At 70.6% G+C, this 25,963-nt stretch carries 25 protein-coding genes; 7 read left to right on the plus strand and 18 right to left on the minus strand.

What is annotated here, in order from left to right:
* Positions 1 to 39: 39 nt before the first annotated feature.
* Positions 40 to 402, plus strand: a complete 363-nt coding sequence (locus ACIBHX_RS06355; RefSeq protein WP_397064770.1) for a hypothetical protein — start codon at positions 40 to 42, stop codon at positions 400 to 402.
* A 23-nt stretch (positions 403 to 425) separates the two neighbouring features.
* Here ACIBHX_RS06355 and ACIBHX_RS06360 read toward each other — a convergent pair whose 3' ends face one another.
* Complete coding sequence (locus tag ACIBHX_RS06360) at positions 426 to 1,031, minus strand: VC0807 family protein (protein WP_397064772.1); 606 nt, start codon at positions 1,029 to 1,031, stop codon at positions 426 to 428.
* A gap of 252 nt (positions 1,032 to 1,283) precedes the next feature.
* On the opposite strand from ACIBHX_RS06360, the gene ACIBHX_RS06365 reads away from it, so the two are divergent.
* Entirely contained in the window at positions 1,284 to 1,844 is a 561-nt protein-coding gene (locus tag ACIBHX_RS06365) for a TetR/AcrR family transcriptional regulator C-terminal ligand-binding domain-containing protein (RefSeq protein WP_397064774.1), read from the plus strand.
* On the opposite strand, the gene ACIBHX_RS06370 is transcribed toward ACIBHX_RS06365, so the two are convergent.
* Positions 1,822 to 2,805, minus strand: a complete 984-nt coding sequence (locus tag ACIBHX_RS06370; protein WP_397064776.1) for a hypothetical protein — start codon at positions 2,803 to 2,805, stop codon at positions 1,822 to 1,824. The genes ACIBHX_RS06365 and ACIBHX_RS06370 overlap by 23 nt on opposite strands.
* A 106-nt stretch (positions 2,806 to 2,911) precedes the next feature.
* On the opposite strand from ACIBHX_RS06370, the gene ACIBHX_RS06375 reads away from it, so the two are divergent.
* Complete coding sequence (locus ACIBHX_RS06375; protein WP_397064777.1) at positions 2,912 to 4,021, plus strand: low temperature requirement protein A; 1,110 nt, start codon at positions 2,912 to 2,914, stop codon at positions 4,019 to 4,021.
* Here the strand turns inward: ACIBHX_RS06375 and ACIBHX_RS06380 are convergent, their stop codons facing one another.
* The 3 genes from ACIBHX_RS06380 to ACIBHX_RS06390 are packed head-to-tail and all read right to left on the minus strand — an operon-like array spanning position 4,022 to position 7,501.
* Entirely contained in the window at positions 4,022 to 5,638 is a 1,617-nt protein-coding gene (locus ACIBHX_RS06380; RefSeq protein WP_397064779.1) for a hypothetical protein, read from the minus strand. It lies immediately after the preceding gene.
* A gap of 13 nt (positions 5,639 to 5,651) precedes the next feature.
* Positions 5,652 to 6,551, minus strand: a complete 900-nt coding sequence (locus ACIBHX_RS06385) for a carbohydrate ABC transporter permease (RefSeq protein WP_397064780.1) — start codon at positions 6,549 to 6,551, stop codon at positions 5,652 to 5,654.
* On the minus strand, positions 6,548 to 7,501 hold the full coding sequence (locus tag ACIBHX_RS06390) for an ABC transporter permease (RefSeq protein WP_397064781.1): 954 nt from the start codon (positions 7,499 to 7,501) through the stop codon (positions 6,548 to 6,550). Before ACIBHX_RS06390 ends, ACIBHX_RS06385 begins: the two co-directional genes overlap by 4 nt.
* Positions 7,502 to 7,629: 128 nt before the next feature.
* Here ACIBHX_RS06390 and ACIBHX_RS06395 point away from each other — a divergent pair, with 128 nt between their 5' ends.
* Positions 7,630 to 10,347 (plus strand): glycoside hydrolase domain-containing protein, encoded by a 2,718-nt coding sequence (locus ACIBHX_RS06395; RefSeq protein WP_397064783.1) that lies wholly within the window; start codon positions 7,630 to 7,632, stop codon positions 10,345 to 10,347.
* Here ACIBHX_RS06395 and glgC read toward each other — a convergent pair.
* From glgC to ACIBHX_RS06430, 7 genes are all read right to left on the minus strand, one after another.
* A complete protein-coding gene (glgC, locus tag ACIBHX_RS06400; protein ID WP_397064784.1) occupies positions 10,344 to 11,579 on the minus strand; it encodes a glucose-1-phosphate adenylyltransferase in 1,236 nt (411 codons plus the stop codon). The genes ACIBHX_RS06395 and glgC overlap by 4 nt on opposite strands.
* Positions 11,580 to 11,588: 9 nt before the next feature.
* Positions 11,589 to 12,038, minus strand: a complete 450-nt coding sequence (locus ACIBHX_RS06405) for a S26 family signal peptidase (RefSeq protein ID WP_397064785.1) — start codon at positions 12,036 to 12,038, stop codon at positions 11,589 to 11,591.
* A 10-nt stretch (positions 12,039 to 12,048) separates the two neighbouring features.
* Positions 12,049 to 13,866 (minus strand): ABC transporter ATP-binding protein, encoded by a 1,818-nt coding sequence (locus tag ACIBHX_RS06410; RefSeq protein WP_397064786.1) that lies wholly within the window; start codon positions 13,864 to 13,866, stop codon positions 12,049 to 12,051.
* Positions 13,859 to 14,413: a TlpA family protein disulfide reductase gene (locus tag ACIBHX_RS06415; protein WP_397064788.1), complete on the minus strand. Its 555-nt coding sequence runs from the start codon at positions 14,411 to 14,413 to the stop codon at positions 13,859 to 13,861. The genes ACIBHX_RS06410 and ACIBHX_RS06415 overlap by 8 nt, the downstream gene beginning before the upstream one ends.
* Positions 14,413 to 14,937: a MauE/DoxX family redox-associated membrane protein gene (locus ACIBHX_RS06420; RefSeq protein ID WP_397064790.1), complete on the minus strand. Its 525-nt coding sequence runs from the start codon at positions 14,935 to 14,937 to the stop codon at positions 14,413 to 14,415. The genes ACIBHX_RS06415 and ACIBHX_RS06420 overlap by 1 nt, the downstream gene beginning before the upstream one ends.
* Before the next feature lie 76 nt (positions 14,938 to 15,013).
* On the minus strand, positions 15,014 to 15,196 hold the full coding sequence (locus ACIBHX_RS06425) for a hypothetical protein (RefSeq protein WP_397064792.1): 183 nt from the start codon (positions 15,194 to 15,196) through the stop codon (positions 15,014 to 15,016).
* 401 nt (positions 15,197 to 15,597) lie between these two features.
* On the minus strand, positions 15,598 to 16,944 hold the full coding sequence (locus ACIBHX_RS06430; protein ID WP_397064793.1) for an MFS transporter: 1,347 nt from the start codon (positions 16,942 to 16,944) through the stop codon (positions 15,598 to 15,600).
* A gap of 59 nt (positions 16,945 to 17,003) precedes the next feature.
* Between ACIBHX_RS06430 and ACIBHX_RS06435 the strand changes: the two genes are divergently transcribed.
* From ACIBHX_RS06435 to glgA, 3 genes are read left to right on the plus strand one after another with little or no spacing between them, the layout of a single operon-like run.
* Positions 17,004 to 17,777 (plus strand): DeoR/GlpR family DNA-binding transcription regulator, encoded by a 774-nt coding sequence (locus ACIBHX_RS06435; RefSeq protein WP_397064795.1) that lies wholly within the window; start codon positions 17,004 to 17,006, stop codon positions 17,775 to 17,777.
* Between the two features lie 36 nt (positions 17,778 to 17,813).
* Complete coding sequence (locus ACIBHX_RS06440) at positions 17,814 to 18,164, plus strand: hypothetical protein (protein WP_397064796.1); 351 nt, start codon at positions 17,814 to 17,816, stop codon at positions 18,162 to 18,164.
* 10 nt (positions 18,165 to 18,174) lie between these two features.
* Positions 18,175 to 19,344 carry a glycogen synthase gene (gene glgA, locus ACIBHX_RS06445; protein WP_397064798.1) on the plus strand — a complete coding sequence of 390 codons (1,170 nt, stop codon included), beginning with the start codon at positions 18,175 to 18,177 and terminating at the stop codon, positions 19,342 to 19,344.
* Between the two features lie 501 nt (positions 19,345 to 19,845).
* Here the strand turns inward: glgA and ACIBHX_RS06450 are convergent.
* From ACIBHX_RS06450 to ACIBHX_RS06475, 6 genes are all read right to left on the minus strand, one after another.
* Positions 19,846 to 21,084 (minus strand): hypothetical protein, encoded by a 1,239-nt coding sequence (locus ACIBHX_RS06450; RefSeq protein ID WP_397064800.1) that lies wholly within the window; start codon positions 21,082 to 21,084, stop codon positions 19,846 to 19,848.
* 73 nt (positions 21,085 to 21,157) lie between these two features.
* Positions 21,158 to 21,526, minus strand: coding sequence for a PH domain-containing protein (locus ACIBHX_RS06455; RefSeq protein ID WP_397064802.1), 369 nt, complete (start codon positions 21,524 to 21,526; stop codon positions 21,158 to 21,160).
* Positions 21,527 to 21,606: 80 nt separating this feature from the next.
* Positions 21,607 to 22,086, minus strand: coding sequence for an OsmC family protein (locus tag ACIBHX_RS06460; RefSeq protein ID WP_397064804.1), 480 nt, complete (start codon positions 22,084 to 22,086; stop codon positions 21,607 to 21,609).
* A 36-nt stretch (positions 22,087 to 22,122) separates the two neighbouring features.
* Positions 22,123 to 22,605 carry a metallophosphoesterase family protein gene (locus ACIBHX_RS06465; protein ID WP_397064806.1) on the minus strand — a complete coding sequence of 161 codons (483 nt, stop codon included), beginning with the start codon at positions 22,603 to 22,605 and terminating at the stop codon, positions 22,123 to 22,125.
* 51 nt (positions 22,606 to 22,656) lie between these two features.
* A complete protein-coding gene (locus ACIBHX_RS06470; RefSeq protein ID WP_397064808.1) occupies positions 22,657 to 24,441 on the minus strand; it encodes a hypothetical protein in 1,785 nt (594 codons plus the stop codon).
* Between the two features lie 16 nt (positions 24,442 to 24,457).
* Positions 24,458 to 25,957, minus strand: a complete 1,500-nt coding sequence (locus ACIBHX_RS06475; RefSeq protein WP_397064810.1) for a glucoamylase family protein — start codon at positions 25,955 to 25,957, stop codon at positions 24,458 to 24,460.
* Between the last annotated feature and the right edge of the window lie 6 nt (positions 25,958 to 25,963).

Raw genomic sequence — 25,963 nt, forward strand, 5'->3', positions numbered from 1 at the left:
CCAGGATCGTCGCGTACACCCCCGATGAGAGGAGTCCCGATGATCCAGGCCGTGCTCGCCGCCGCGCTACTCTTCCCCACCGCCCAGCCCCACCTGCCGGACCTCACCCAGGACGTCAAGGGCAAGATCGTCGCTCACCACGTCGACGACAAGGCCAAGCTGACCGGCTGGCGGACCACGGTGAAGGTCAGCCGCTTCTACGAGCTCTGGTACACCTGCCTGTCAGGTCCCGGCATCACCGTGAAGGTCAGCGATGGATCGACGCTCCGCGAGAAGTGCGACGGGGAGCCCCACGGCGTGGGTGCCGACAAACTGTCCAAGCGCAAGCACCCCTACACCTTCCGTGTCTCGGTACAGCCGGGCACCCGCTGGGCGATCGTCGTCTCCACGGCGAAGCGCTAGCCGCATCCGCTGGGAGATGCAGGTCAGGAGGTGGCCGCGAGCTCGCCCCGCCGGCCGTACCAGGCGCTCCAGACGCCGAGCAGGGTGAGCGTGACGATCTGCAGCACCGTCGATAGGCCCGTCATGGCGTCCACCGACAGCACGAACGTGAGCACCACGCGGGCCACCACCTCGGCCATCAGGGCGCCCGCCCAGGTCAGCGTCATCACCACGTAGATCCGCCGGAACGCGGCCCTGTCCTGGTACAGCACGTCCCAGCGGGCGGCCGTGGCCTCGTCCTCGGCGCCGAAGCGCTTGGCCAGGCCGAAGGCCGCCGGCCGCCCGGTCAGCCAGGTGCCGGCCAGCACCAGCGCGATGACCGCGGTGCTGAGCGGCCTGGTGGCCAGCACGATCCGCGCGTCCCCCGTCAGCAGGGCGGGCACCAGGTCGACCGCGAAGAACAGGGCGGTCAACGCGGCGAAGCCGTCCAGCCTGCGGCGCGTGAGCGCCACCCACGCCACCCTGGCCCCGCCCACGCCGGTCGCGACCAGCAGCGCGGCGTACTCGCTCGCGCCCAGCGCCCGCGCCAGGTAATAGGCGACGACGGCGGGCCCGATGTCCAGCAGCATCACGGGCAGGAACTTCTTCACCGGAACGTCCTCTCCAGCCAGGCGGCGATGCGGGCCATGGCCAGGCACCTGCCCGACGCTGGTGTGCTGTGCGCCGGTCCGGTCCAGCCGCTCGGCCTCGCCTGCGACCCGGGCGGCGGGGGCCAGCCACTCGTCGTGCCAGCTGTGGTAGTCGCCCTCGGGCGCATCGTAAGCTCCTTAACGCGAAGAATTTCGCTTCAAGGTAACGCGGGCTAGAACTTAACGCAAGCGGATTCGCGTTAAGCTGGTGTCATGGAACCCGCACGCAGGCCCGGTGGCCGCAGCGCCAAGGTCAGGGCCGCCGTCCACGAGGCGGTGCTCGACCTGCTGCGCGAGGAGGACTGGGACGATCTGAGCCTGCCCAAGGTCGCCGAGCGGTCGGGCGTGCACCAGGCCACGCTCTACCGGCGTTGGGGCACGCTGAACTCACTGATCGACGACATGGTGACCGAGAAGCTGGCGCACGGCTCGCCGGTGCCCGACACAGGCACGCTCCGCGGCGACCTGGAGGCCTACGCGCTCCAGGTGGCCGACGACGTGGCCGGCCCGCTGGGCAGCCTCTACCTGCGCGCGGCCATGGTCGGTACGCGCGGACCCGAGGGCGGCACGTATCTGGTCCAGCGCGCCGTGAGCCTGCAGGAGATGCTCGAAAGGGCGGCCGGGCGCGGCGAGGATCCGCCGACGCTGCTGGAGCTGATGGAGGTGGTGATCGCGCCGCTGTACTACCACGCGATCTTCTTCAGCCGCCCGGTCGGCCACGAGCACGCCAGGACGCTGGTCGACCGGCTGCTCAGCCTGTGTCCGACGAGCTGACCGGGGGCCCTGCGAGGATCAGCTCCTTGAGCTCGCGCAGTCGCGGCAGGAACGCCAGCGTGTCCCGCGCTCTGGCGACGGGCGAGGTGGCCCCCAGGTCGGCCAGCAGCTCCCGGTAGCCGGGGGCGGGGGCGCCGAGGATCGTCGCGCAGCGCGCGTGGGTGGCCGCGATCCAGAACATCGCCTCCCGATGCAGCCCCCGCTCGACCAGCGCGTGACCGCCGTCCACGGCGATCGGCCGCGCCTCGGGCGTGATGTCGCTCGCGAAAGGGTACGGCGGGGCCTCCACGGCCGAGGCCGCGTCGAAGGCCCGCGTCATCGTGGCCAGGTGGACGCCCACCCGCTCGGGTGTCAGGTGTACGGCGCCCAGCACCTCGAGCAGTTCCTCGTGCGCGTCGGGCAGGCCGCGTTCGATGAGCAGCTCGCGCACGGACACGTAGCGCAGCCGCACGGTCGGGTTGTGCAGCGCGGCCGTCAGCAGCACGTGCGTGGTGACCCCGGTCAGGAACAGCCACCCCATCACCTGCTCGTCGGAGTCGATGCCTGCCAGGCCGTCGGCGATGCGCCGCTCGATCTCCGCGCACCTGCGCCGCACCCACTGCGGCTCGGCGTAGTGCCGCTCCACCTCGGCCTGCAGCGCACGGAGCCGTCCCGACGGGTCGGCCAGGATCGTGTCCGTCCGCAGCCCGCCCGCCAGGTGGTAGTCGGCCAGCACCCGCTCCGGAGTGGCCAGCTGCTCCCAGGTCACGTAGCTGACCTCGAGCAGCACGCCGTCGCGGCGGAACTTGCCGAGCTTGGGCCGCTCCCTGCCGGTCACCACCATGATGTCGACGTCCGAACCCACGCCCAGCTCCGCGCCGGCCGGCAGCCACGTGGTCGACCCACTCAGGTAGGCGCCCTCCAGTCCGTCCTGCTCCGCCACCCACGCCCGCGCGACGGCCTGCGCCTCCATGATCCGCATATTCCGCATGCTATTTGCGTTACTGACCAGCCCAAGGAGGACCGCGTCCTCTGCTGGTACTGATCGCGCTAGCCTGGGGACCCACCCCCCACCCCCGGAGAGCCGTATGAGTGTGCCCGAGGTTCAGGAGAAGCGGGTGACCTGGGCGGAGCTCTTCTTCGACCTGGTCTTCGTCTTCGCCGTCACCGAGGTGTCGTCGCTGCTGCACGCCGACCACACCTGGGCGGGCCTCGGCCGCGCGCTGGTGATCTTCGTGCCGATCTACTGGGCGTGGGTGGGCACCAGCATCCACGCCAACACCGCCGACGTCGACACCCCCTTCGAGCGGATCGGCATCTTCGCCACCGGCCTGTGCGCGCTGTTCATGGCGCTGGCCGTCCCGCAGGCGTACGGCGAGCGGGGCATGCTGTTCGGCGCCTCCTACTACGCGGCCCGGCTGATCCTGGCGTTCCTGGTCTTCCGCGGGCAGCCGCTGACGCTGCGGGCCTTCAGCATCGCGGCGTTCGTCAGCGGGCCGCTGCTGCTGATCGGCGGTTTCCTGGACATGCCCGCCCGGGTCGCGGTGTGGGCGGTGGCCGCGCTGATCGACGTGTCGGCGCCCCGCCTGGCCCGCGGCAGCCTGCAGAACGTCCGCTTCGACCCCAACCACCTGCCCGAACGCTTCGGCCTGTTCCTGATCATCGCGCTGGGCGAGTCGATCGTGGCCACCGGGATGCCCGCAGCCACCGCGCCGCACCTGACCGCGGGCATGGTCGCCGCCGTCACGGCCGCGTTCGTGCTGGCCTGCGGCCTGTGGTGGGTGTACTACCACTACGCGGCCAGCGCCATCCTGCACGCGATGCGCACGGCCACCATGCCGACCGAGATCATCCGGCCGGTCCTGTCTTACGGTCACCTGGCGTTCATCGCCGGCATCGTCACGATGGCCTCCGGCATGGCCGAGGTGGTGGCGCACCCGTCGGTCCAGCTGCCGTTGCCGACCGCGGGCCTGCTGTACGGCGGGTGCGCCCTCTACCTGGCCACCTTCGGCTACACCAGGTGGCGGATGTTCCGCGCGTGGGCCAAGACCCGGCTGGGGGCGGCGGCAGTGCTGCTCGTGCTGCTGCCGGTCACCCCGCTGCTGCCGGCCCTGGCCGCGTTATCGCTGCTGGCCGCCCTCATCGTGGCGCTGAACGTGCTGGAGTACCTGATCGTGACCCGGTGGGGCGGCCTGTGATCAGTGGCCCTTGGCGATCGACTCCTCGTACTCCTTGCGCATCTTGTCGCCGCCGCCGCTGCGGAACTTGTCGATCGCGCCCTTGAGCGCCGACATCGGCTGGCGGCCGGTCACCAGGTCCTCCACGACCTTGTAGAACTCGGAGGTGATCGCCTGGCCCTTGTCGATGGCTGTCTCGGAGTAGTGGCCGTTGTGCGGGCGCGGCTGGGCGATCTCCAGGAACTGCTGCTGGGCGCCGTAGATCTGCTTGGTGGTGTCGTTCAGACCGGGGTAGTAGAGATATTCGGGGCCCTGCGCGATGAACTTCAGGTTCCCGCTGAAGTTCAGCTCGCTCTCACCCGTCTTGGTCTTCTTCGGCTCGCCGCCCTGCCCCTTGGTGTACTGGGCGCCCTCGACGCCGAAGTTGAGGAACAGCCACTCCTCGCTGCCGAACGGCGCGGCCAGGTAGTCCAGCACGCCGAGCAGCATCTTCACCTTCTTCTCGTCGTGCTTGTTGCTGATCCCGGTGAAGCCGACCGAACCGGCGGCCAGCTGGTGCACGCCCTTGCCGCCGTCGTGCCCGAACGGGACCAGCGCCTCCATCTCCCAGGCGGTGCCGTAGCCGGGCGTGGCAGGGGTGCCCACCCAGCCGGCGCCCGACTTGACCGCGGCCGCGACCGTGCCGTTGGCCAGCTTGGAGTCGATGTCGGTGACCTTCGGGTCCGGGTAGAACACCCCGGCCTTGAACAGCCGGTTGGCGAACTCGATCGCCGAGGCGTACTCCTGGGTCTCGAACATGTGCGTGAGCTTGCCGTTCTCCAGCCGCCAGGTGTTGGCGCCGCGGAAGAACTGGTTGATCTGCGCCACCGCGTTGACGTAGGCCGACTCCAGCGCCCACTTGCCGCCCTTGGCGTCGGTGAGCTGCTTGCACTTGTCGAAGAACTCCTCCAGGTTCTTGGCGCCGAAGCCGCCGGCCGCCTCCCACGACTTCTTGTTGCCCACCCACACCTGACCGAAGGCGCTGTAGGCGACGGGCACGCCCCAGATCTTGCCGTTCATGATGGCCGCCAGCCACGTCATCTCCGGCAGGTTGGCCAGGTTCGGGTACGCCTTGACCGCGTCGCCCGACAGATACGGGGTCAGGTCGGCGAACTTGGCCTCGGCCAGCTGGGCGATCTTGGTGATGCCCTGGTTGGGCGCCACCCACATCAGGTCCTTGATGTCGCCGCCGGCAACCAGCGCGTTGAACTTGGTCGGGTAGCCGTCGTCGTTGCCGGTCTCCAGCTGGAAGGTGACGCCGAGCCGCTTGTTGACCTCCTGCCAGAAGGCGTTGGAGTCCATGGGCGGCGGGATCGGGCCGTCGGCGTAGGTCAGGCCGGTGATCGTGCTGCCGTCGCCGGGCACGGCCTTCACCGACTTGACCGGGCTGGCCGGGAAGCTCAGGTAGCCGGGGTCCAGGCCCTTGGCGTTGCCGGGGAAGTCCGGCTTGGGGCCGGCGAAGGGCACGTAGGTGGGCATCTTCAGCGAGCCGACCCCGCCGTCGGCGGCGCCCTTGGCGCCTCCGCCGCTGGTGGAGCAGCCGGTCAGCGCGCCGAGCGCGGTCAGCCCGGCCAAGCCCAGGAAGGCACGTCGGTCCATGGGGGGTGTCTCCTTAACCCTTGATCGCGCCGGTGAGGACGCCCTTGACGAAGTACTTCTGCAGGAAGGGGTAGACGCAGATGATCGGGCCCACGGCGATGACCAGCACCGCCATCTTGATCGCCTGGTCGGGCGGCAGCTTGGCCAGGCCGAGGTCGCCGCCGTTCATCTGACCGGCCTCGATGATGTAGGAGCGCAGGATCATCTGCAGCGGGTACTTGTCGGACTGGACGTAGAGCATCGCGTTGAAGAACGCGTTCCAGTAGCCGACCGCGTAGAACAGGCCGACGACCGCGATCACCGCCTTGGACAGCGGCAGGATCACCCTGCGCAGGATCGTCAGGTCTCCCGCGCCGTCCATGCGCGCCGCGTCCAGCAGCTCGCCGGGCACGTTCATGAAGAACTGGCGGACCACGATCACGTTGAAGGCGTTCAGCGCCACGGGCAGGATCAGCGCGCCGTAGGTGTCCAGCAGCCCGAGCTGCTTGACCATGAGATAGCCCGGGATGATGCCGGGGGTGAACAGGAACGTGCCCAGGATCATGAGCACGATGGGCTTGCTCCCGGCCGATCCCGAGCGGCTCAGGCCGTACGCCAGCATGATCGTGGCGACCATGCTGATCGCGGTGCCGCACACCGTGATCCCCACCGTGACCATCGCCGCGCGGGTGACCACGCCGCCCGACAGCAGCACCCGGTAAGCCTCGAGCGTAGGCCTGTCGGGGACGAGCACCCAGCCGCCGTGCTTGATCAGCTCGTCGGCCGGGGCCAGGCTGGTGCCGATGGCCAGCACGAACGGGTAGAGCACGAGCACGCAGATGATCGCCAGCGCCAGGCCCTTGGTGGCGCGGCCGAGCGGCGTGGGCCGCTCCACCCACGGCGGCATCGAGGGGAGCGCGAACGGGTTCCTCATCGGTAGACCCCCTGCTCGCCGAAGCGGTGCGCGAGCTTGTTGGCGGCGAGCATCAGCGCGGCGCCGATGAGGCCCTTCATCAGCCCCGCCGCGGTGCTGACGCCCCAGTCGCCGTCGATGACGCCGTGGTAGTAGACGTAGGTGTCCATGACCTCGGCGGTGTGCGGGCCGACGAAGTCGCGCTGCAGCAGCAACTGCTCGAAGCCGACCGACAGGATGTCGCCCAGGCGCAGGATGAACAGCATGAGGATCACCGGGCGGATGCCGGGCAGCGTGATGTGCCACAGCCGCCGCCAGCGGCCCGCGCCGTCGACCGCGCCGGCCTCGTACAGGTTCTGGTCCACGGCCACCAGCGCGGCCAGGAACATGATCGTGCCCCAGCCGCAGTCCTTCCAGACCACCTCGGAGGTGATCAGCAGGGAGAACGTGTCGGGGTTGTTCATGATGCTCAGGACCCCGAGGTCGTGCTGGCGCAGGAACATGTTGAGCGCGCCCGCGCCGCCGAGCACCTGCTGGAACATCGCTACCACGATCACCCACGACATGAAGTGCGGCAGGTAGACCACGGTCTGGACGAACTTCTTCAGCCGGTTGCCGAGCATGCCGTGCAGCAGTACGGCCAGCGCGATCGGAGCCGGGAAGTACAGGATCAGCTGGAGCGTGGTGATCTCCAGCGTGTTGCCGAGCGCGGACCAGAAGTCGGCGTCGGAGAGCATCTCGGTGAAGTTGTCCAGCCCGACGAACGGGCTGCCGGTGAAGCCGAGGAACGGGGCGTAATCCTGGAAGGCGACCACGTTGCCGAGCAACGGCACGTAGAAGAACAGGACGAAGTAGAGCACGCCCGGTAAGCACAGGAACAGCAGGGTGCGGTCACGGCGCCAGCGTCCTCGGGTCCGTCTGGCGGGTCGCTCCTGTACTACCTGGGTGACCGTCGTGACGTCTGCCGTCAACGACCCACCTCCAAGGCTGGGGGATTTATCCAGGAAGCTTGCATTAACTGGGCAGAAGCGGTCAATAGTGCGTGATAAATGCGTGATCTGGGCAGTATCGGCCAGGTATTTCGTTAACCTGATTGCCTATGAGCACGATGATCGAGGTGGTGTCCGGATGGGAGCCCGCTGAGCTCGGCAACCATCGCGTGGTGGTCGAGGCGCCCCCGGGTGCCGCCTGGGTGTCGGTCCCCGTGCCGTGGGTGGCGCCGCAGGGGCATCACGGGGTCGGCCTGGTGACCACGCCGTCGGGAGCGCAGGCCGGGCAGGCGTTCCTGATGGGCGGCTCGTATGTCTTCGCCCCGGTCAACGGCCCAGGTCGCTATCTGCTGTACTACGCGCCCTACGCCAACGCCACCAAGCCCTCCTATCCCGAGCACGAGTACCTCACCGGGACGGCGCCCGAGATCTCCGGAGACGTCGCCCAGGCCGAGGTGGTCGCCTACGAGGCCAGGACTGAGCACGACCGCTACACCGACATGGAGCGCCCCGCCCCCGATACGGACGGTTTCACGGCCTTCGGCGAGAGCCGCGAGAACCCGATCCGCATGCGCCACCTGCCCGCCCGCCTGCTCGAGCGCGCCCCCGGCCCCGTCAGGCTGACCGCCGACCAGGGCGAGTACCTGGCCTTCCAGATCGGCGTGTACGGCTCCCGCCCCCTGACCGGCGTCCGCGTCACCTCCGACGCGCCCGGCTTCACCTGCTTCACGCTCGGCGGCCTCGACTACCTCGGCCGGCCGTTCACCCGCGGGCTCGACGTGCCCGCCGAGACGGTGCACGCCCTGTGGTGCGGCCTGCCCGCCGCGCCCGGCCCCTTCTCGGTGGCGGTCCACGCCGAGGGCGAGCCGCCGCGCACGGTCGACTTCACGGTGCAGGTCTCCGACGTCGTGCGGCCGGACGCGGGCGACGACGATCCGGTACGGCTGTCGCGGCTGCGCTGGCTGAACTCCCGCATGGCCGACGACGACACCGTGCCGCGCCCCTTCACCCCGATCACCGTCGACGGCCCGGTGCTCGGCGTGCTCGGCCGCACCGTCACACTCGGGCACGACGGGCTGCCCGCGGCGCTGACCTCGTACTTCACGCCCGAGGTGACCGCCATCGGCGACCACCCCACCCAGGTGCTCGCCGCCCCGGTGGCCTTCGAGATCCCGGGGGTCGCCTGGGAGAGCGACGGCTGGCGGATCACCCACCACGGGCAGGCCCGCGTCACCTGGGTGTCGCGCCTGCGCTCCGGCCCGCTCACCCTGGACCTCGAGGGGAGGCTCGAGTTCGACGGCACCCTCGACTACCGGCTGGAGCTTTCCGCGCAGGCAGGCGCCGACCTGGACGACACCCGGCTCACGCTGGCCCACCGCGGCCTGCCGTACCGGATGGGGCTGGGCGAGCAGGGCGGCGCGCGCGGCGGGGACCTCGACTGGCGCTGGGACGCCCGCCGCAACCAGGACGCGATCTGGCTCGGCGCGGTCAACGCCGGCGTCCAGGTGCGCCTGAGCGACGAGCACTACCGGCGGCCGCTGAACACGAACTTCTACCACCAGCGTCCGCTCGTCCTGCCCGGCTCCTGGCACAACGGCGGCAGGGGCGGCATCAGGACCGAGGGCGACAGGCTCGTCTGCTACGGCGGGCCGCGCAGGATCGAAGCGGGGGAGCGGCTCCGCTTCGACGTGCGGCTCACGCTCACGCCCGGCAAGCCGATCGACACCGCGGCACACTTCCGGCAGCGCTACTTCCACGGCTACCGCCCTGCGGACGAGATCGCGGCGACCGGGGCCACCGTGGTGAACACCCACCACGCCACCGAGGTCAACCCCTACATCAACTACCCGTTTCTGGCCGCGGACCGGCTGAAGGAGTACGTCGGCTCGCTGCACGAGCACGGGCTGCGCGGCAAGCTCTACTACACGGTCAGGGAGATCAGCACCCGGGCGCCGGAGCTGTGGGCGCTGCTCGGGCTGGGCGACGAGGTGCTGGCCGCCGGGCCGGGCGGCGGCTGCTCCTGGTCGCGCGAGCACGTGGGGGAAGGGCGGCTGCCCGCCTGGTTCTCCACCCCGACTGACGACTCCTCACTGATCACCTCGGGGCAGTCGCGCTGGCACAACTACTACGTCGAGGGGCTGGCCTGGCTGGTGCGGCACACCGGGATCGACGGGCTGTACCTGGACGACCTGGGCTTCGACCGCGAGGTGATGAAGCGGGTCCGGCGGGTGCTCGACCAGGTCGAGGAGCCGCTGATCGACCTGCACTCGGCCAACCAGTTCAACGAGCGCGACGGCTTCGCCTCCAGCGCCAACCTCTACCTGGAGCATCTGCCGTACGTGGACCGGCTGTGGTTCGGCGAGTACTTCGACTACGCGGCCGCGCCGGACCACTGGCTGGTGGAGATGTCGGGGATCCCGTTCGGCGTGATGGGGGAGATGCTCGAGGGCGGCGGGCATCCCTGGCGGGGACTGGTCCACGGGATGACCAACCGGCTCTACGACGGCTCGGACCCCCGGCCGATGTGGCGGCTGTTCGACGCCTGCGACGTGATACATGCCGAGATGCTGGGGTACTGGTCGCCGCGGGCGCCCGTCCGCACCGACCATCCCGGCGTGCTCGCCACCACCTACGTGGGCAGCCGCGGCGCGCTGGTCGCGCTGGGCAGCTGGCACGACGGACCGGTCGACGTGCGGCTGGAGATCGACTGGGACGCGCTCGGACTCGACCCCGCGACCGCGGCGGTGCGACTGCCCATGCCCGGCGGGCTCACCCAGGCGGGCGACGCCTTCCGGGTGGACGGTGGCGGCGTCATCCGGCTCGGCTAGCGGTCGATGATCTCGTTCTTGCCGATGACGACCACGCCGGCGCGCGTCACCGCGAAGCGGGTGCGGTCGTAGTCCAGGTCGAAGCCGATCCTGGCGCCGTCGGGGATCACCACGTTCTTGTCGATGATCGCCTTGCGGATGACGGCGCCCCGGCCCACCTTGACGTTGTCCATCAGCACCGAGTCCTCGACCAGCGAGTGCGAGTGCAGCACCACCCTGGGCGACAGGATCGACCGGTTCGCCGTGCCGCCCGAGACGATCACGCCGGGCGAGACGAGCGAGTCCAGCGCCCGGCCCACTCGGTCGCCCTCGTTGTGCACGAACTTGGCGGGCGGCAGCGGGTCGTGGCCGGTGAAGATCGGCCACTTGTCGTTGTACAGGTTGAAGATCGGGTGCGCCGAGATCAGGTCCATGTGCGCCTCGTAGTAGGCGTCCAGGGTCCCCACGTCACGCCAGTAGCCGCGGTCGCGCTCGCTGGAGCCCGGCACCACGTTGTTGGCGAAGTCGTACACCTCGGCGCCGCCCGACTTGACCAGCATCGGGATGATGTTGCCGCCCAGGTCGTGCTTGCTGGTCGGATCCAGCGCGTCCTCCCGCAGGGCGTCGATCATCGACTGCGTTCTGAACACGTAGTTGCCCATCGAGGCGAACACCTCGTCGGGCGAGTCGGCCAGGCCCACCGCGTCCTTCGGCTTCTCCCTGAAGGCCACGATGCGCCGCCCCATCGGGTCGGTCTCGATCACGCCGAACTGGTCGGCCAGCGACAGCGGCTGCCGGATCGCCGCCACCGTGACGTCCGCGCCCGAGCTCTCGTGCTGCTCGACCATCTGGCGCGGATCCATCCGGTAGATGTGATCGGCGCCGAAGACGATCACGTGCTCCGGCATCTCGTCGTAGATCAGGTTCAGGTTCTGGAACAGCGCGTCGGCAGACCCGGAGAACCAGCGCGGCCCCAGCCGCTGTTGTGCCGGTACCGGCGTCACGTAGTTGCCCAGCATCGCCGACAGCCGCCAGGTGCGCGACACGTGCCGGTCGAGGCTGTGGTTCTTGTACTGCGTCAGTACAACGATCTTCAGATAATCGCCGTTGGCCAGGTTCGACAGGACGAAGTCGATCAGGCGATAGATGCCTCCGAACGGCACGGCGGGTTTGGCCCTGTCGGCCGTCAACGGCATCAGCCGCTTGCCTTCTCCACCTGCGAGGACAACCGCGAGGACTTGTGGCGACTTCATGTCTGGAAGCTACCCCGATTCCGGCAAAACATCATCGTGTACGGCCGGTGGCAGCGCGCCCCCGCCGAGCCGCCGCAGCGCCACCCCCACCACGTCCGTCACGGGCAGCAGGCCGAAATGCCGGGAGTCCAGGCTGTGGCGCGGGTTGTCGCCCAGCACCGCCACCTTGCCGCCGGGCACGACGCCGCCGCCGAGCACCGCGGGAAGTTGCTCGCCCGGCCCGGCGGCCAGCCTCTTGACCAGCAGCGGCGGGTCGCCCTTGGGGTTGCGCACCACGACGATGTCGCCGGTCGCCCCCGTCCCGCGCCTGGCCAGCAGCCGCTCGCCCGCACGCAGCGTCGGCTGCATGCTCAGGCCGAAGACCGTGACCACCATGAGCCGCCGGCGCAGCCACACCAGCGCCCCCGCCGCGGCGGCCAGCGCCACCACCCCGATGCCGACCGCGACCTCGCCCCTCATGCCGCGCTCTTCATACTGGGCTCTCCGTGACGTAGCCAGTGGACTGCAGGGTGAACAGTCTGGCATAGGCGCCCTGGCGCTCCATCAGCTCCTCGTGCCGCCCCTGCTCGGCCACCCGGCCCTCCTCAAGCACGACCACGAGGCCGGCGTCCCTGACCGTGTTGAGCCGGTGCGAGATCAGCAGACTGGTACGGCCGGCCCTGCTGTCGCGCATTCGGGTGTGGATGTCGTACTCGGCCTCGGGATCCAGACCCGAGCTCGGCTCGTCGAGGATCATCAGCTCCGGAGCGTCGCGCAGCATCGCCCGGGCGATCGCCACCCGCTGCCACTGCCCGCCTGACAGCACCACGCCCGCGGCCCGCGTGTCCTCGTCCTCCTCGGAGACACCGAAGAACACCCGGGTCAGCAGCGTCTCGTACCCCTGCGGCAGCTCGGCGAGCCGCTCGTGGACGCCCGCCTGCCGCGCCGCCTCCTCCACGGCCCGCCTGTCGCCGATGCGCCGCAGGTCTCCCAGGCCGACGTTCTCCGCGGCCGACAGGTCGTAGGCCATGTGGTCCTGGAAGACCGCGCTCACCCTGGTGCGCAGCTCGGCCGGGTCCACCTCGCGCAGATCCACCCCGTCCCACAGGATCGCGCCCCTGGTCGGGTCGTAGAAGCGGCACAGCAGCTTGACCAGGGTGCTCTTGCCGGCCCCGTTGAGCCCGACCAGCGCGACGGCCTCGCCGTACGGGATGAACAGGTCGACGCCGCGCAGGATCCAGGGATGCTCGTCGCTGTAGCGGAACCACACGTCCCGCAGCTCGATGCCGCGCCGCAGCGCGGGCAGCGGCGTCGCGGCGCGCGCCACGGGCAGGTCGGGGGCTGCCTCGACGACGTCGAGGTAGTGGCCGAACAGCAGCAGGTTCTGCGCGATCTGCGCGATCGTCTGCACCAGCGTGTTGAGCCCCAGCTGGGCGCCGGCCACCGCGCCGGCGAACATCACCACGTCGCCCACGCTGAGCGCGCCGTCACGCGCGGCCAGCCCCGCCCACACCAGGCCGCCACCCGCGACGAGCGCGGTGAGCAGCTCGAGCGCGCCGTTCATGGTCAGCTGGCGCAGGTCCATGCGGCGCTGCGCGGCGTTGACGCGCCCGCGCTCGCTCATCATCCGCCCGCGCAGGAAGGCCCCGATACCGAAGAGCCTGATCTCCTTGGCGGCCTCCGCGCCGGTCAGCAGCTCGCTGTAGAAGAACTCGCGGCGCTGGGCGGGGCTCGTCTGCCACATCATCGCCGTCCGCTGCCTGGCCAGACGCAGCTGTACGGCGAGCGTCGGCGCGAGCGCGGCCAGCACGACCACCGTCATCCACGGGTTGATCACGGTCAGGGCGGCCAGGAAGCCCGCGACGGTCAGCGCGGCTCGCCCGCTCTCGAACGCCGAGCCGACCAGCCCGTGGCTGGTTACCGTGGCCTGCTGGCCCAGGCGCAGCCGATCGAGGAAGTCGGGGTCCTCGAAGTGCCGCAGCCCGACGAACCTCTCGGTGGCGGCGAACAGGCGGTCGGTGGCGCGTGTCCCGACCGACCTGCCCAGCGCGGAGTTGGCGTAGGTGGTGACGCCCGGCAGCAGGCCGGCGGCCAGGCCGCAGGCGGCCAGCCCGAGCGCGGCGACCAGCACCGAGCCGCGCTGGACGGTCAGCGCGTCGAGCAGGGCCTTGGTGAACCAGGTGGTGGCCACCGGGACGGCGGCCTGGACCAGGGTGGCGGCCACGTAGGCCGCCACCATGCCGGGTGCGCTGCGCCAGGCCAGCACGGCCACCGCGGTCAGCGCACGCGGCCAGGGCCGCTCAGCCATGCGCGGGGGCGAGGACGCCGTCCAGGGCGTCCATCGTGTGGCCCGCGGCCAGCACCTTCCTGCCCTCGTCGACCATGAACACCCTGGGGAAGGCCTCCACCCCGAACGCCCTGGCCAGCGGCCCGCCGTCGGCGTCGTCGCTGACGACCTTGGCGACCGGGCCGAGCAGGTCCCGCATGTCGCCGATCTCGTCGGGGAACCCGGCGATCACCGCGATCACCTCGTCGCGGGACATGCTCGCGGCCAGCTCCACGAACTTGGGCGCGAGCTCCTTGCACGGCTTGCAGGAGGGGGAGAAGAAGCCGATGAGCGTCCGCTCGCCCAGCGACGAGCCCGACAGCGTCTCGCCGTCGCCGGTCGTGGCCTCGAAGTCGTCGGCCACCTCGCCGGCCTGGAGACCCGGCGCGGGGGAACCGGTCCGCTCGTACAGGCCGTCGAGCCGTTCGGTGTGTTCGCGCAACCTGCGGATGACGCCGACGGTCAGCACCAGGGTGAGCACGGACAGCAGGCCGAAGACGAACACGGCCGCCCAGAGGGCGTACACCATCACAATCTCCTCATCGCGAACAGGTCGCTGATGTCGTCGAACAGGATGAAGACCACCGAGCCGATCAGCCCCGCTCCCGCGGCGGCGATCAGGATGGCGGGGTGGACGCTTTCCGCGGAGGAAAAGGCCGTCAGTGCGCCGGCCAGCGCCACCGCGATGAGCAGTGCGTTGCGCACGACATGCCGGGGGCCCAGGGGGGTCTGGGAGTCGCCGCCGAAGCAGCGGCACGCCACCTTCTCGCCCGCGCGGTGGACGCGGACGATCCCGGTGATGAAGACCGCCAGCAGCGCCACAGCCAGGCAGAACCCCACGACGGGAAGCAGGAGCAGCAGCGGGGAAACAGCCGCCTCCATGGCCACGATCGCCGCGGCGCCGAGCCGCGACGGAACGAAGGAGGGGAGGCCGAGCTCGACGGCCGAGGCCGTGAAGAGCTCGAACTGCCGCTTGCTGCGGATCTTGGAGAAGGCGGAGGCCAGGAAGACCGCGGCGATGAGAAAGCCCGCCGCGACGGCGACATAGATCACGAGCGTTTCACCAGAGTGAGGGGGTGCAGGCCGGGCGACGCTCCGCAGCGCCGGCCCGGCCTGCGGAGCCGATCGGCTAGCACTTACTCCACGCGCCGCAGGAGACCGTGCAGGCGCCGGTGTAGCAGCAGGTCCGGACGTAGCAGATGCCCGAGCCCTTCCACTGGTGGAAGCAGTCCGGCGCGCAGCCGGCGGCGGCCTTGACATTCGGCACCAGCATGGACACCATACGGTCGCTGATTTCCTTGAAGATACGCATGAATCCCTCATTTCTGAGATAGCAGAATGGTGAATTCGCATTTTCCGGGAATGCGAATGGGGAATGCCTGGAATGCGCTTGTAACGCCATGCAGGCATATGGATTCAGAGCGTGTTTTCGCTGGTCGTGCGCGCCGTGCTCCGCCTGGCGGGATCTTGGGCGGGGGCGAGTTCGGCCACTGACCCTTGCCCCGAGTTTAGGAGAGCGCGCATCGTCACCCCCTTTCCGAATTTGGTCGGGCGGTTGATCAGAACGGAGTCAAGCAGCCTGGCAACTTCGCGTCAAGGGTCCCAAAAGGACAATTATCGGACTTCCGGAATTTGCGCAGGTCGCATCGCTGATGTTCGGATGGGAGGGCTCCCACCGAGCCGCCCGCGTCCTGACCGACTGTGTCAAACCGGTCAGTCCGGACAGCACGCGCAGGCACCCTCGCACCCCTCGCCGCGCCCGTGAATTTGGGTGGTCTCGGAGATCTCGGAGCGCTCGAAGGTCCGGGCCGCTTCGTGGCTCCAGGCGGGATCGTGGGTTTGGGCGGGCTCGTGGATTGCGGGATCGTGGGTTTGGGTGGGCTCGCTGCTGTGGGCGGGGTCTTGTGGAGTCGGGCGCGGTCGGGTCGGCATGGCGGTGGCTGCGATGGCGAGTAGCGTGGCGGCGCCGGCCATGGCGGTCAGGGCCTCTCGCAGGCCCAGCCGGGCGGCGATCAGCCCGACCAGGGCGGGGCCCGCGGCGAAGCCCAGGTAGGCGATCGTCATCACCGTGGACACCGTCGCGCCCCGCTGGGCCGCGGGCACGCCGCTCCCGGCGACGCCGATGATCGTGGGAGCGCACACCCCCGTACCGAGGCCCGCGATCGCCACCCCCGCCAGGCATATGACCGGCCCGGATGCCAGTGCGGTGATCGCGGTGCCGGCGGCGGCCAGCAGTGCACCCGTGACGAGCGTGGCACGCGGCGAGATGCCCCTGCCCGCCAGGAACTGGCTCGCCAGCCGCGCGCTCACCGTGGCCAGCGCGAATACCGACGGGCCTAGGCCGCTGACCTGAGGCGGCGAATGGAGCGTGACCTCCAACTGCCGGGCACTCCAGCTCTGCTGCGCGTTCTCGACCAGATTGGCCAGCGCGCACATCCCCCCGAACACCAGCAGCGGCCACCACCTCGCCCAGGCAGCCCGCGAGCCTTGTTCGCCGCCCCGCCCGGAAGCCCGCCCGGAGACCCGCCCGGCAGCGCCCGCGGCCAGGGCTCGGGCGGGGAGGGCGGCGAGGCAGATGACGACGCCGACCGCCGCGAAGATCGCCGGTGTTCCCGCTCCGAACCCGCGAGCGAGCCCCGTCAGCGCGCTGGCGGCCACGACGGCGGCGGAGAACGCCGCATGCGCGCCGCCCATCAGCGGCCGCCCGCGCACCGCCTCGTACCGCACCGCGGCCGTGTTGATCACCACGTCGAACGCCCCCGACAGCGCCCCGAGCAGGAACAGTGCGACGGCCAGCGCCACGGCCGACGACGCGAACCCGGTCACCGCCGCGCACACCCCGAAACAGCCGACCACGACCGGCGCCACCCACGGCCCCAACCGGTCGAGCAGCAGCCCCGTCACCCGCATCGAGGCCAGCGCCCCCGCCCCGATCAGCAGCAGCGCCCCGCCGAACGCCGCGTCCCCCACCTGGGCCCGCTCCTGCACCGCAGGAAGCGCTGCCCCCCAAGCGCCCCAGAACACCCCGAAGAGCGCGAACCCCAGCAAGACCGTTCGCATCACCCCTCTACCTAACATCAATCTCACATACCTAACAACGGATATGTAAGAATGGCGGCATGGCGGTGACTGACCGGAGAGACCTGACGCTGCGGCTCGTGCGCGGCGCGGGGCAGACCACGCTGGCCGAGCTGGCGGAGCGCCTGGGCGTGTCCGAGATGACCGTGCGCCGCGACCTCGACGAGCTGCAGGCGCAGGGCCTGGTCAAGCGGGTCAGAGGCGGCGCGGTCGCGCTCGCCCCGCCCGTGGAGGCGGCCGGGTTCGCCGCCCGCGAGCAGTGGCAGGCCGCCACGAAAGACCGCCTGGGCGCCAGAGCCGCCGAGCTCATCGAGCCGGGACAGACGATCCTGCTGGACGCCGGCACCACGATGGCGAGCCTGGCCGGCCACCTGATCGCCCGTGCCCCGCTCACCGTGGTCGCGCTCGGGCTGCAGGCCGCCGCCCGCCTGGCCGACCAGCCCGGCATCAGGCTGCTGGTGCTGGGCGGCGAGTCCCGGCCGGGGGAGCGGAGCCTCGTCGGCTACCTGGCGCTGCAGGCGCTGGAATCGCTCTGCTTCGACACCTACCTGCTGTCGATCGGCGCCGTCCACGCCACGGCCGGCTGGACGGAGTTCGACCCAGACGACGCCGCCGTCAAGCGGGCCGCGCTGCGCCGCTCCGACTGCACGATCGCGGTGGCCGACAGCGGCAAGCTGGGCGTGCGCGCCTTCGCCAGGGTGGCCGACCTCGGCGCGGTCCACACGCTCGTCACCGACACCGGAGCCGACGGCCGGGCGGCCGCCGACACCCTGACCGCGTTGTCCGACGCGGGAGTCCACCTCGTTCACGCATAGCAGGCTCGTTCTCGCATAGCAGGGAGAAACACCTTGATGATCCTCGTGGCAGGCCCCTACCGCTCCGGCACCGGCGACGACCCGGCCAAGCTGGCCGCCAACGTGCACGCCATGAACGCGGCCGCCCTGGAGCTCTTCCACGCCGGTCACCTGCCCGTCACCGGCGAGGCGCTGGCCCTGCCGCTGATCGAGCTGGCGGGCTCCAGCCGGGTCGGCGACGGCCCCTTCGACCGGATCTTCCACCCGATCGCCGAGCGGCTGCTCGAGCGCTGCGACGCGGTGCTGCGCATCGGCGGCCCCTCCGCGGGGGCCGACGCCATGGTCGAGCAGGCGCGGGCACAGGGCAAGGGCGTGTTCACCGAGCTGGCCGACATCCCGGCCGCGTAAGGTCTGGGACATGCGCGTTGATCTGCTGAGCCGGGAGTATCCGCCCGAGGTGTACGGCGGTGCCGGCGTCCACGTCGAATACCTGGCCAGGGAGCTGCGGCGGCTGGCCGAGGTACGGGTGCGCTGCTTCGGCGGCGCGCGCGAGGAGCCCGGCGTGTCCGCCTACCGCGTCCCTGACGGGCTCGAGACCGCCAACGCCGCGCTGCAGGTGCTGGGCGTCGACCTGGAGATGGCCGCCGCCTGCGACGGCGCCGACATCGTCCACTCCCACACCTGGTACGCCAACTTCGCCGGTCACGTCGCCAAGATGCTGTACGGCACGCCGCACGTCGTCACCACGCACAGCCTCGAGCCGCTGCGGCCGTGGAAGGCCGAGCAACTGGGCGGCGGGTACACGCTGTCGTCGTGGGCCGAGCGCACCGCGCTGGCCGCGGCCGACGCGGTGATCGCCGTGTCGGAAGGGATGAGGCGCGACGTGCTCGCCGCCTACCCCGAGATCCCGCCGGCCAAGGTCAACGTGATCCACAACGGCATCGACACCGCCCAGTACGCGCCCGATTCCGGGGTGGACGTGCTGGAGAAACGCGGGATCGACCCCGGCCGGCCGTACGTCATCTTCGTCGGGCGTATCACCCGGCAGAAGGGGCTGGTCCACCTCCTGCACGCGGCGCGGTCCTTCGCCCCTGATGCGCAGCTGGTGCTGTGCGCGGGGGCGCCCGACACGCCGGAGATCGCAGAGGAGGTGGGCGGGCTGGTGCGCGGGCTGGACCGCGACGGGGTGTTCTGGATCTCCGAGATGCTGCCCAAGCCGGAGGTCATCCAGCTGCTCACGCACGCCACCGTGTTCGTGTGCCCGTCGGTCTACGAACCGATGGGCATCGTCAACCTGGAGGCGATGGCCTGCGAGACCGCGGTGGTGGCCACGGCCACCGGCGGCATCCCCGAGGTGGTGGCCGACGGCGAGACCGGGCTGCTCGTGCCCATCTCCCAGGGCGCCGACGGCGAGCCGCACGATCCCGAGCGCTTCGCCGCAGACCTGGCCGCGCGGGTCAACGAGCTGCTCGGCGACCCCGCCAGGGCGCGTGCGATGGGCCAGGCGGGCCGGGCCCGCGCCATCGACCACTTCTCCTGGTCCCGCATCGCCGAACGCACCATGGACCTCTACCGCTCCCTACCCTGAGCCCTCTCACCGCCCTGAGCCCCTGCGTGACCGCCGCGGGTAAGCGCCTGCGCCGCTGCACGACGGCGTCCGCCGCCGGCCCGGGCTGCTGGTGCTCGGCGCACGAGCCCCATGGCGGGGACCTCGTGGTGGGGCAGCGCCAGAAACTTCCCTGCAGGCCCAGCTCGGCCAGCCCCTGCAGGGGTGCACCGCGCCAGCACCCACCGGGCGACCGTCGACGTGGCGTCCGACGCTCTCCCACCGCGGTGTCGCGGGCCCCGGGCGGAGCGCGGCGCCCGCGCACGGCGCCTCGGGGCTTTCCTCGCCGGGGTCGGTGAGACGGTGTACGGCGGTCGTCCGGCGCGATGTGCGGTGGGGCAGGGGGACCGTGGCGCCCGGAGAACGGAACGCCGTGACGGCGTGCGACAGTCACCGACTCGCCGGAAGCGCCGGTCGCGGGTCCCTGGCCGAAGTGCGGGCGGCGGCCGGTTGCGGAGGCTTGCCGTACCGGAAACAGGGCTTCTACGAGGCGCGGAAGAGCGCGGGGCGGGGGGTGGAGGTGGCGGCGTAGGTTTGGGAGGGGCCGTGGGCGAGGGCGGTGATCGTGCCCGGGATCGGGTGGATGGTCCAGCGGCCCGCGCGCGACAGGTGGAGCAGGCGGGACGCGGTGGAGTCCAGGACCCACAGGCCGCCCCGGCCGTCCGGCTCCGCCTGGGTGAAGGTGGTGCCGAGGCGGCCCCAGAGGCATCGCCAGGTGGCGCCGTTCCAGTGCAGGGCGACGGGGCGGCGGCGTTCCAGGGGCTCATTCTGGGGGCTGGACCTGCCGGGGACCAGCCACGACACGCCGCCCACCACCCACACGTCCCGCGGGCCGAGCACGACCACGCCGGTGAGCCGCGGCCTGGGGGAGTCGGTCTTTCTCGGTACGGCGAGCCTGGGCACCCCGATCCGCTGCCAGGCCTGGCCGTCCCACCGGGAGGCGGGACCCTGCGGCAGGACGGGACCGCTGACGGTCCACACGGCCGAGCCCTCGCCGCCGACGGCTCCGGCGGGGGCGGGCAGCTCGTAGGACTGCCAGGTGGCGCCGTTCCAGTGCAGGGCCTCGGTGCCGTTGACGGTCCAGCCCGCGCGGGTGGCGGTGCCGGCCGTCCCGATGGCGGTGGACAACTGGCCGGTCAGCTGGAGCGGAGCCCACACGCCGTGCTGGAACGAGCCCACCAGGCCCGGCTGCCCCGCGGCCAGTCCGAACACCCACGCCTGCTCGGCCGAGGCGGCGCCCAGCGCGGTCACCTGCACGTTCGGCAGCGGGAACGCGGTCCACCGCTTCCCGTCCCAGCGTCGCAGGCCGTCGAAGCGGGTCTCGACGGCGCCGGCGACCGTCCGCCGGGTGGTCCTGGTCGCCCATACGGTTCCGTCGGAGCCCACGGCCAGGTGGTCGAGGCTGCCTCGGCCGGTGTCGTAGGCCACGCGCTTCCACGCGGACTTCACCGTGGCGGGGTGCAGGTCGTCCGCCTTGGGACCCGGCTGCGCGCACGAGCCGGGGCTCGCGGGCACGGGCTGCGCTCCCGGGCCTGTCATGGGGACGGGTGCCAGCGTGCCGGTCGCTCCTGCCGGGGTTCCTGATGGAGCCGCGGCTGTCGCCTCATCGGTGCTTCCGCTCGGTGAGGAGGCGGCCGGGACGCCGGGGGATTGCGTGCAGGCGGCGATGACGAGGGTGGCCAGGCTCGCCGTACCCAGGAGTCGCGCAGTACCGGATCGCACCAGGCCGCCCCCTCCGCGTGAGATCCCCCGCAGGATAGATCAGCGCAAGCTGGAACGCTCCTAGCGAGAACGGTCAGGTCTGCGAAATGTAGTGAAGTATGACGTTATGGACGTGATGCGCCTTGTTGTCCCCGCGGAAGTCCACCTCGTAGGTGTGCGTCCCGACATGGATGGCGATCGCGCCGGATGAGAAGAACCCGCCCGCGAACGACTTGTTGCTCACCACGCTCACCGCGGAGATCTTGCTGTAAGGGATGCTGGTGATCGCGATCCGCTTGCCCGCGAACGACTTGTCCTGCACGATCACCCGCCGATCGGTGAGCCCGAGGAAGCCCGTGCCCACGCCGATAGCGTCGTATACGGCGATGATCTGCTCGCCCGGCAGCAGTGCGCTCTCGATCTGCTTCAGCTGCTCTTTCCGGTCATACGGGATGTCAGCCATACCAGGACAACGAACCACCCTGGCTCCGCGTTCCGGCTAGAGCCCGATGGCGCCTCGAGCACCACGTCCCAATAGGCTCCTCAGTCCTGCGCCCGCGCATGGACCTGCGGTTCGTGCTTGACGGGGAAATTCACCGAGTTGGCGATGAAGCACAGCTCGTGCGCCTGCTCGTGCAACGCCATCGCGGTCTCCAGCTGCGCCGGATCGGCGATCGTCACCACCGGCCGCAACGTCACCGTGGAGAACCGCCCGCCCCCGTCGCCCCCCTCGACCATCGTCCCCTCAGGATCGTCCACGTAGCCGTCGACGACGATCCCCTTGGTGGAACACAGGTGCAGGTACCAGAGCATGTGACACTGCGCCAAGGACGCGACCAGCAACTCCTCCGGATTCCACCGCCCCGGATCCCCACGGAACGCGGGATCCGAGGTCCCCGGCAGAACCGGCTTCCCCTCGCCGGACACCTCATGATCGCGGCTGTAGGCCCGATACCCCGAAGTGCCCTCACCCAGATTCCCGGTCCAGGTAACCGTCGCCCGATACCGATGCTCCCGACTCATGCCCCCCATCATGACCCACTCAGTCAAGTCGTTCTCCTAGGTGACGGGGACGATGCTGTGCTCGGCGAGGCGGCCGTCCTCGATGCGCAGCAGCCCCACGGTGCCGTACGGCTGGCGGCGGCGGTCGGTCGGAGAGCCCGGGTTGAAGATCCGCAGCCCGTGGCCCGCCTCGTCCATCGGGATGTGCGAGTGCCCGAACACCACCAGGTCGGCCGCGGGGAACCGCCGCCGCATCCGCTCCAGCCGCCCCTTGGCGGGCCCGCTGTCGTGGATCATCGCCACGCGCAGCCCCTCGAGCTCCACCTCCAGCGTCTCCGGCGCGCCCAGCTCCGGCACGTCGTTGTTGCCCTGCACGACCAGCACCGGGGCGAACCCGCGCAGCTCGTCGATCACCGCCGGCACGCACACGTCCCCCGCGTGCAGAATCAGATCGGCCTCCCGCAACAACGCCGCGACCGGCGCAGGACACCCCTGCCACCGCCGCGGCCCATGCGTGTCGGCCAGCGCCACAACCCGCATACCCCGAGTTCTACCAGCTCCGGTGTACGGCGATCGTCGCTCGGCCAGGGCTCACAGGAGGGGAGTGAGCTCCAGGTAGGAGACGGCGGGCATCGGGAGGTCGAACTCGAGTGGTTCGCCAGGCGCGAGGGTTCTGGGCGGTTCGAGTTCGTCGAGGGTGTTGGCCGCGTGGAGGCTCGCCCACTGGCCTTCCGTAGGCCACTCGGTCTCGTTGTTCATCGCGTCCCAGATGGGCTTGATGTTGGAGTGCGTCTCGTCGATGCGGTGGTGGGTGACACGGTAGGCGCCGTCCACGGTCAGGGAGATCCGCCGGTTCAGCTCGGCGGCGCCGGAAGCCTGGGACTGGTTGAGGGTGCCGTTCCAGAGCAGGATGCCGAGGCGGCCGTCCGGGTGGCGGGTGGACCACGCTTCCACTCCGGCGACGTCGCCGGTGAGGTCGGTGGCGAGTTCCGTGGGGCCGAGGCGGTTGGCCAGGGTGAGGGCGTGGAAGCGGGGCTTGCGCAGGTTGCCGACCGTGAGCAGGCCGAAGCCGCCGTGGAACAGGCGCGGCGGCCGGCCGAGCTCCTCGAAGTGGTCGGAGGCCACCCAGTGCGACAACGCCTCGACCCGCCCGGCGGCCGACCGCATGCCGTGCAGGAGGAACGTGGCACCGAAGACGCCGTCGCCGATGCCGTGGAAGTGGGTGGGCGTGGGTCCCCACTCGGTCCACCAGATGGGCGTGCCGGGCAGGCCGTATCGCTCGAGCGTGGGGCGCCAGTCGAGCGGCGCGTTGCCGTAGGTGTGGGTGGAGACGAAGTCGAGCTCGGCGCCCGACTCGGAGATGTGCGCGAGGAGCTCCTCCATCCAGCCGTTGGCCGCCGAGGCGGGGCCGCCGACGCGCAGCCGCGGGTGGACGTTCTTCACGGCCGCGGAGGTGACGTCATAGAGCAGGAAGTAGTCGGCAGGGGTGCCTGACCAGAAGACCGCCAGGTTGGCCTCGTTCCACACCTCGAAGGCCCAGTGGTCGATGAGCTCCTGGATACCGTACCGGTCCACGAGGTGCTCGACCAGGGCCCTGACCAGGTCGCTCCACGCCTCGAAGTCCTTGGGCGGCGAGATGATCGCCTCGTAGCCGAAGACGGTCCTGGCCGGGTCGGCGGCCAGGTCGCGCGGCATGAAGCCGAGCTCCACGATCGGCCGCAGGCCGAGGCTCATGATCGTGTCGTAGACCTGGTCGACCTTGCCGAAGTCGTAGACCGCCTTCCCCTCGACCTCCCGGTAGACGCCCAGATCGTCGCAGAGGATGCCGTGGGCGCGCACGGTCTGGACGCCGAACTCGTCCCGCATGATCCGCAGCGCCTCGGTGAGCTCGGCGCCGATCGGCCTGCCGCCGGTCTGGTCCTGCGACAGCAGGTACGACAGGTGCTCCGACCCGATCATGTACGACCACGGCCGATGCACCGGCCCTGCCTCCTCCGCCGCGGAGACCCGGACCGAGACCGCGCCCGCCGCATCCGACGGCGAGGCGGTGACCGCATCGGAGAGCGGCCCGACCACGTCCATCGCCGCGATGGCCGCCACCGCGTACGAACCCCCGGCAGCGGTGTCGACATACCGGCAGGAAGGCACGGCGGGCACGTCCACGTCCCGCTGCGTGATCGGCGACCCGTCGCGGTGCACCAGGTAGCCGACGGCCCCGGGCACCGGATCCCAGGTCAGCGTCACGCACCCGCCCCCGGGCACGGCACGCAGGCCCGCGGGCGCGGCCAGCGCGACCTCGGCGGCGGACGACACCTCCCCGGAGGCGTCGTGGATGCGTGCCTGCCAGTCACGGCGTGCGGCGTCAGCCGTACTCATCAAAGAACTTCCCCGATCAGTTGGCGGGCGGGCTCTGAACGTCCCACTCCTCGATTTCCATGACAGGTCGCAGCTTCGCCTCGACGTCGGAGCTGCCGAAATAGCGGTGCAGGTTGTCCCCGGCCAGCACGTTGCCCAGCGCGGCCATGACCATCCCCTGGTCGAGCGCGAGATAGAAGCGTGACACCGCCCCCGAGCGGACCGCGACGGAGTCGTAGAAGCCGCCGGGCCCGTAGGCCCCCAGGTTCGAGCGGATCTTCGCCAGGTTCTCCAGAGCCTGCTTCCTCGCGTACGGCAGGGCCAGGAAGGAGGCGTGGGGAGTCACCACGCCATCCCCGTAGGAGACCGGGTCAGGCTGGGCTGGGCGGCAGCCCTCGTAGCCGGGATCCGTGGTGGTGCGCTCCTCGTCGGAGGTGTAGCCGTCGGACTGCATGCCGAGCGGGTCCACGCCGTACTCGCGGTAGCCGCCGCGCGGGTCGTTGGCGGGCGAGAAGCCCCAGTAGCCGTACTTGGCCTCGTCGAGACCGTGCGCGATCTGGGCCTTGACGAAGACCGGGTGGTTGCGGCCCCACGACCTGGGCGCCCAGCGGGCCTCGGGCACCACCAGGTCGGGCATGAGCTCCTCGAACATGGATCCGCCCCAGTTGGGGACGTACCGCATGCCGCGGTAGCCGTACGTGCCCTCCCAGACCTTGATGCCCAGGTACTCCTTCCACGAGCCGACCGGCTTCTGATCTTGCCACGCCCAGTCACAGGCGATATCGGGAAAGGTCCGATAGAGGCCGTAGTAGTGCTCGCGGGGCAGCTGGCCCAGGGCGATGCCCACGTAGGTGCCGATCCGGGTCTCGCTCGGCGAGCCGTAGGTGTGGCAGGTGGAGTAGACCGTGGTCCCCGTCCCCGCGTAGTCGGTGGGGATCGAGCATCCGGCGGGCTTGACCGGCCAGAATCCGCCCCGCAGCAGTCCGGTGCCCGCGTCCGGCCTGGCCGCGGGGTCGTAGTAGGCCTTGAAGTTCATCGAGCCGAGCAGCCGCCCGGCCCGCCCGGCGAACCCCGGCATGGCGTTGCGCACCATCATCAGCGAGGCCGCCAGCCACCCGTTGTCGACGCTGGAGGCGAACAGGTCGACGGGATCGCCGTTGTCCGGCCAGGTCCGGACGAGCCGCAGCGTGGCGGGGTCGTACCAGTTGTAGTACTGCCCGGTGGGAGCGTCGCGCTCCATCTTCTCCAGCGCGGACAGCACCTTCCCGACCCGCGACCGGGCGTCGGCCGGGCCGATGATCCCCAGGTCGCGGGCGGTGAGCGTGCTCCAGACGTAGGCGGAGATGTTGGTTGGCGAGGTGACCTTGGCCCGGGTCTTCAGATCTCCGGTGACCTTGTCGGCGGGGATGCCGGTGGCCGGTTCGACCATGGCCGCCATGGACCGCCACGTATCCGCGGCATAGCCGTACAGCGTGGAAGTTCCCGAAATATCGGTGGTTGTCAGAGATAAGGCGAGCAGGCCGGAGATCACGCGCATGGGGGA

It is taken from the genome of Nonomuraea sp. NPDC050536, assembly GCF_044457685.1.
Taxonomy (GTDB): domain Bacteria; phylum Actinomycetota; class Actinomycetes; order Streptosporangiales; family Streptosporangiaceae; genus Nonomuraea.

What these genes read in the sequence shown, in the direction of transcription:
- ACIBHX_RS06355 (WP_397064770.1), top strand. Translation starts at nt 40, where the DNA reads ATGATCCAGGCCGTGCTCGCCGCCGCGCTACTCTTCCCCACCGCCCAG.
- ACIBHX_RS06365 (WP_397064774.1), top strand. Translation starts at nt 1,284, where the DNA reads ATGGAACCCGCACGCAGGCCCGGTGGCCGCAGCGCCAAGGTCAGGGCC.
- ACIBHX_RS06370 (WP_397064776.1), bottom strand. Translation starts at nt 2,805, where the DNA reads ATGCGGATCATGGAGGCGCAGGCCGTCGCGCGGGCGTGGGTGGCGGAG.
- ACIBHX_RS06375 (WP_397064777.1), top strand. Translation starts at nt 2,912, where the DNA reads ATGAGTGTGCCCGAGGTTCAGGAGAAGCGGGTGACCTGGGCGGAGCTC.
- ACIBHX_RS06380 (WP_397064779.1), bottom strand. Translation starts at nt 5,638, where the DNA reads ATGGACCGACGTGCCTTCCTGGGCTTGGCCGGGCTGACCGCGCTCGGC.
- ACIBHX_RS06385 (WP_397064780.1), bottom strand. Translation starts at nt 6,551, where the DNA reads ATGAGGAACCCGTTCGCGCTCCCCTCGATGCCGCCGTGGGTGGAGCGG.
- ACIBHX_RS06395 (WP_397064783.1), top strand. Translation starts at nt 7,630, where the DNA reads ATGAGCACGATGATCGAGGTGGTGTCCGGATGGGAGCCCGCTGAGCTC.
- glgC (WP_397064784.1), bottom strand. Translation starts at nt 11,579, where the DNA reads ATGAAGTCGCCACAAGTCCTCGCGGTTGTCCTCGCAGGTGGAGAAGGC.
- ACIBHX_RS06405 (WP_397064785.1), bottom strand. Translation starts at nt 12,038, where the DNA reads ATGAGGGGCGAGGTCGCGGTCGGCATCGGGGTGGTGGCGCTGGCCGCC.
- ACIBHX_RS06410 (WP_397064786.1), bottom strand. Translation starts at nt 13,866, where the DNA reads ATGGCTGAGCGGCCCTGGCCGCGTGCGCTGACCGCGGTGGCCGTGCTG.
- ACIBHX_RS06415 (WP_397064788.1), bottom strand. Translation starts at nt 14,413, where the DNA reads ATGGTGTACGCCCTCTGGGCGGCCGTGTTCGTCTTCGGCCTGCTGTCC.
- ACIBHX_RS06425 (WP_397064792.1), bottom strand. Translation starts at nt 15,196, where the DNA reads ATGCGTATCTTCAAGGAAATCAGCGACCGTATGGTGTCCATGCTGGTG.
- ACIBHX_RS06430 (WP_397064793.1), bottom strand. Translation starts at nt 16,944, where the DNA reads ATGCGAACGGTCTTGCTGGGGTTCGCGCTCTTCGGGGTGTTCTGGGGC.
- ACIBHX_RS06435 (WP_397064795.1), top strand. Translation starts at nt 17,004, where the DNA reads ATGGCGGTGACTGACCGGAGAGACCTGACGCTGCGGCTCGTGCGCGGC.
- ACIBHX_RS06440 (WP_397064796.1), top strand. Translation starts at nt 17,814, where the DNA reads ATGATCCTCGTGGCAGGCCCCTACCGCTCCGGCACCGGCGACGACCCG.
- glgA (WP_397064798.1), top strand. Translation starts at nt 18,175, where the DNA reads ATGCGCGTTGATCTGCTGAGCCGGGAGTATCCGCCCGAGGTGTACGGC.
- ACIBHX_RS06455 (WP_397064802.1), bottom strand. Translation starts at nt 21,526, where the DNA reads ATGGCTGACATCCCGTATGACCGGAAAGAGCAGCTGAAGCAGATCGAG.
- ACIBHX_RS06460 (WP_397064804.1), bottom strand. Translation starts at nt 22,086, where the DNA reads ATGAGTCGGGAGCATCGGTATCGGGCGACGGTTACCTGGACCGGGAAT.
- ACIBHX_RS06465 (WP_397064806.1), bottom strand. Translation starts at nt 22,605, where the DNA reads ATGCGGGTTGTGGCGCTGGCCGACACGCATGGGCCGCGGCGGTGGCAG.
- ACIBHX_RS06470 (WP_397064808.1), bottom strand. Translation starts at nt 24,441, where the DNA reads ATGAGTACGGCTGACGCCGCACGCCGTGACTGGCAGGCACGCATCCAC.
- ACIBHX_RS06475 (WP_397064810.1), bottom strand. Translation starts at nt 25,957, where the DNA reads ATGCGCGTGATCTCCGGCCTGCTCGCCTTATCTCTGACAACCACCGAT.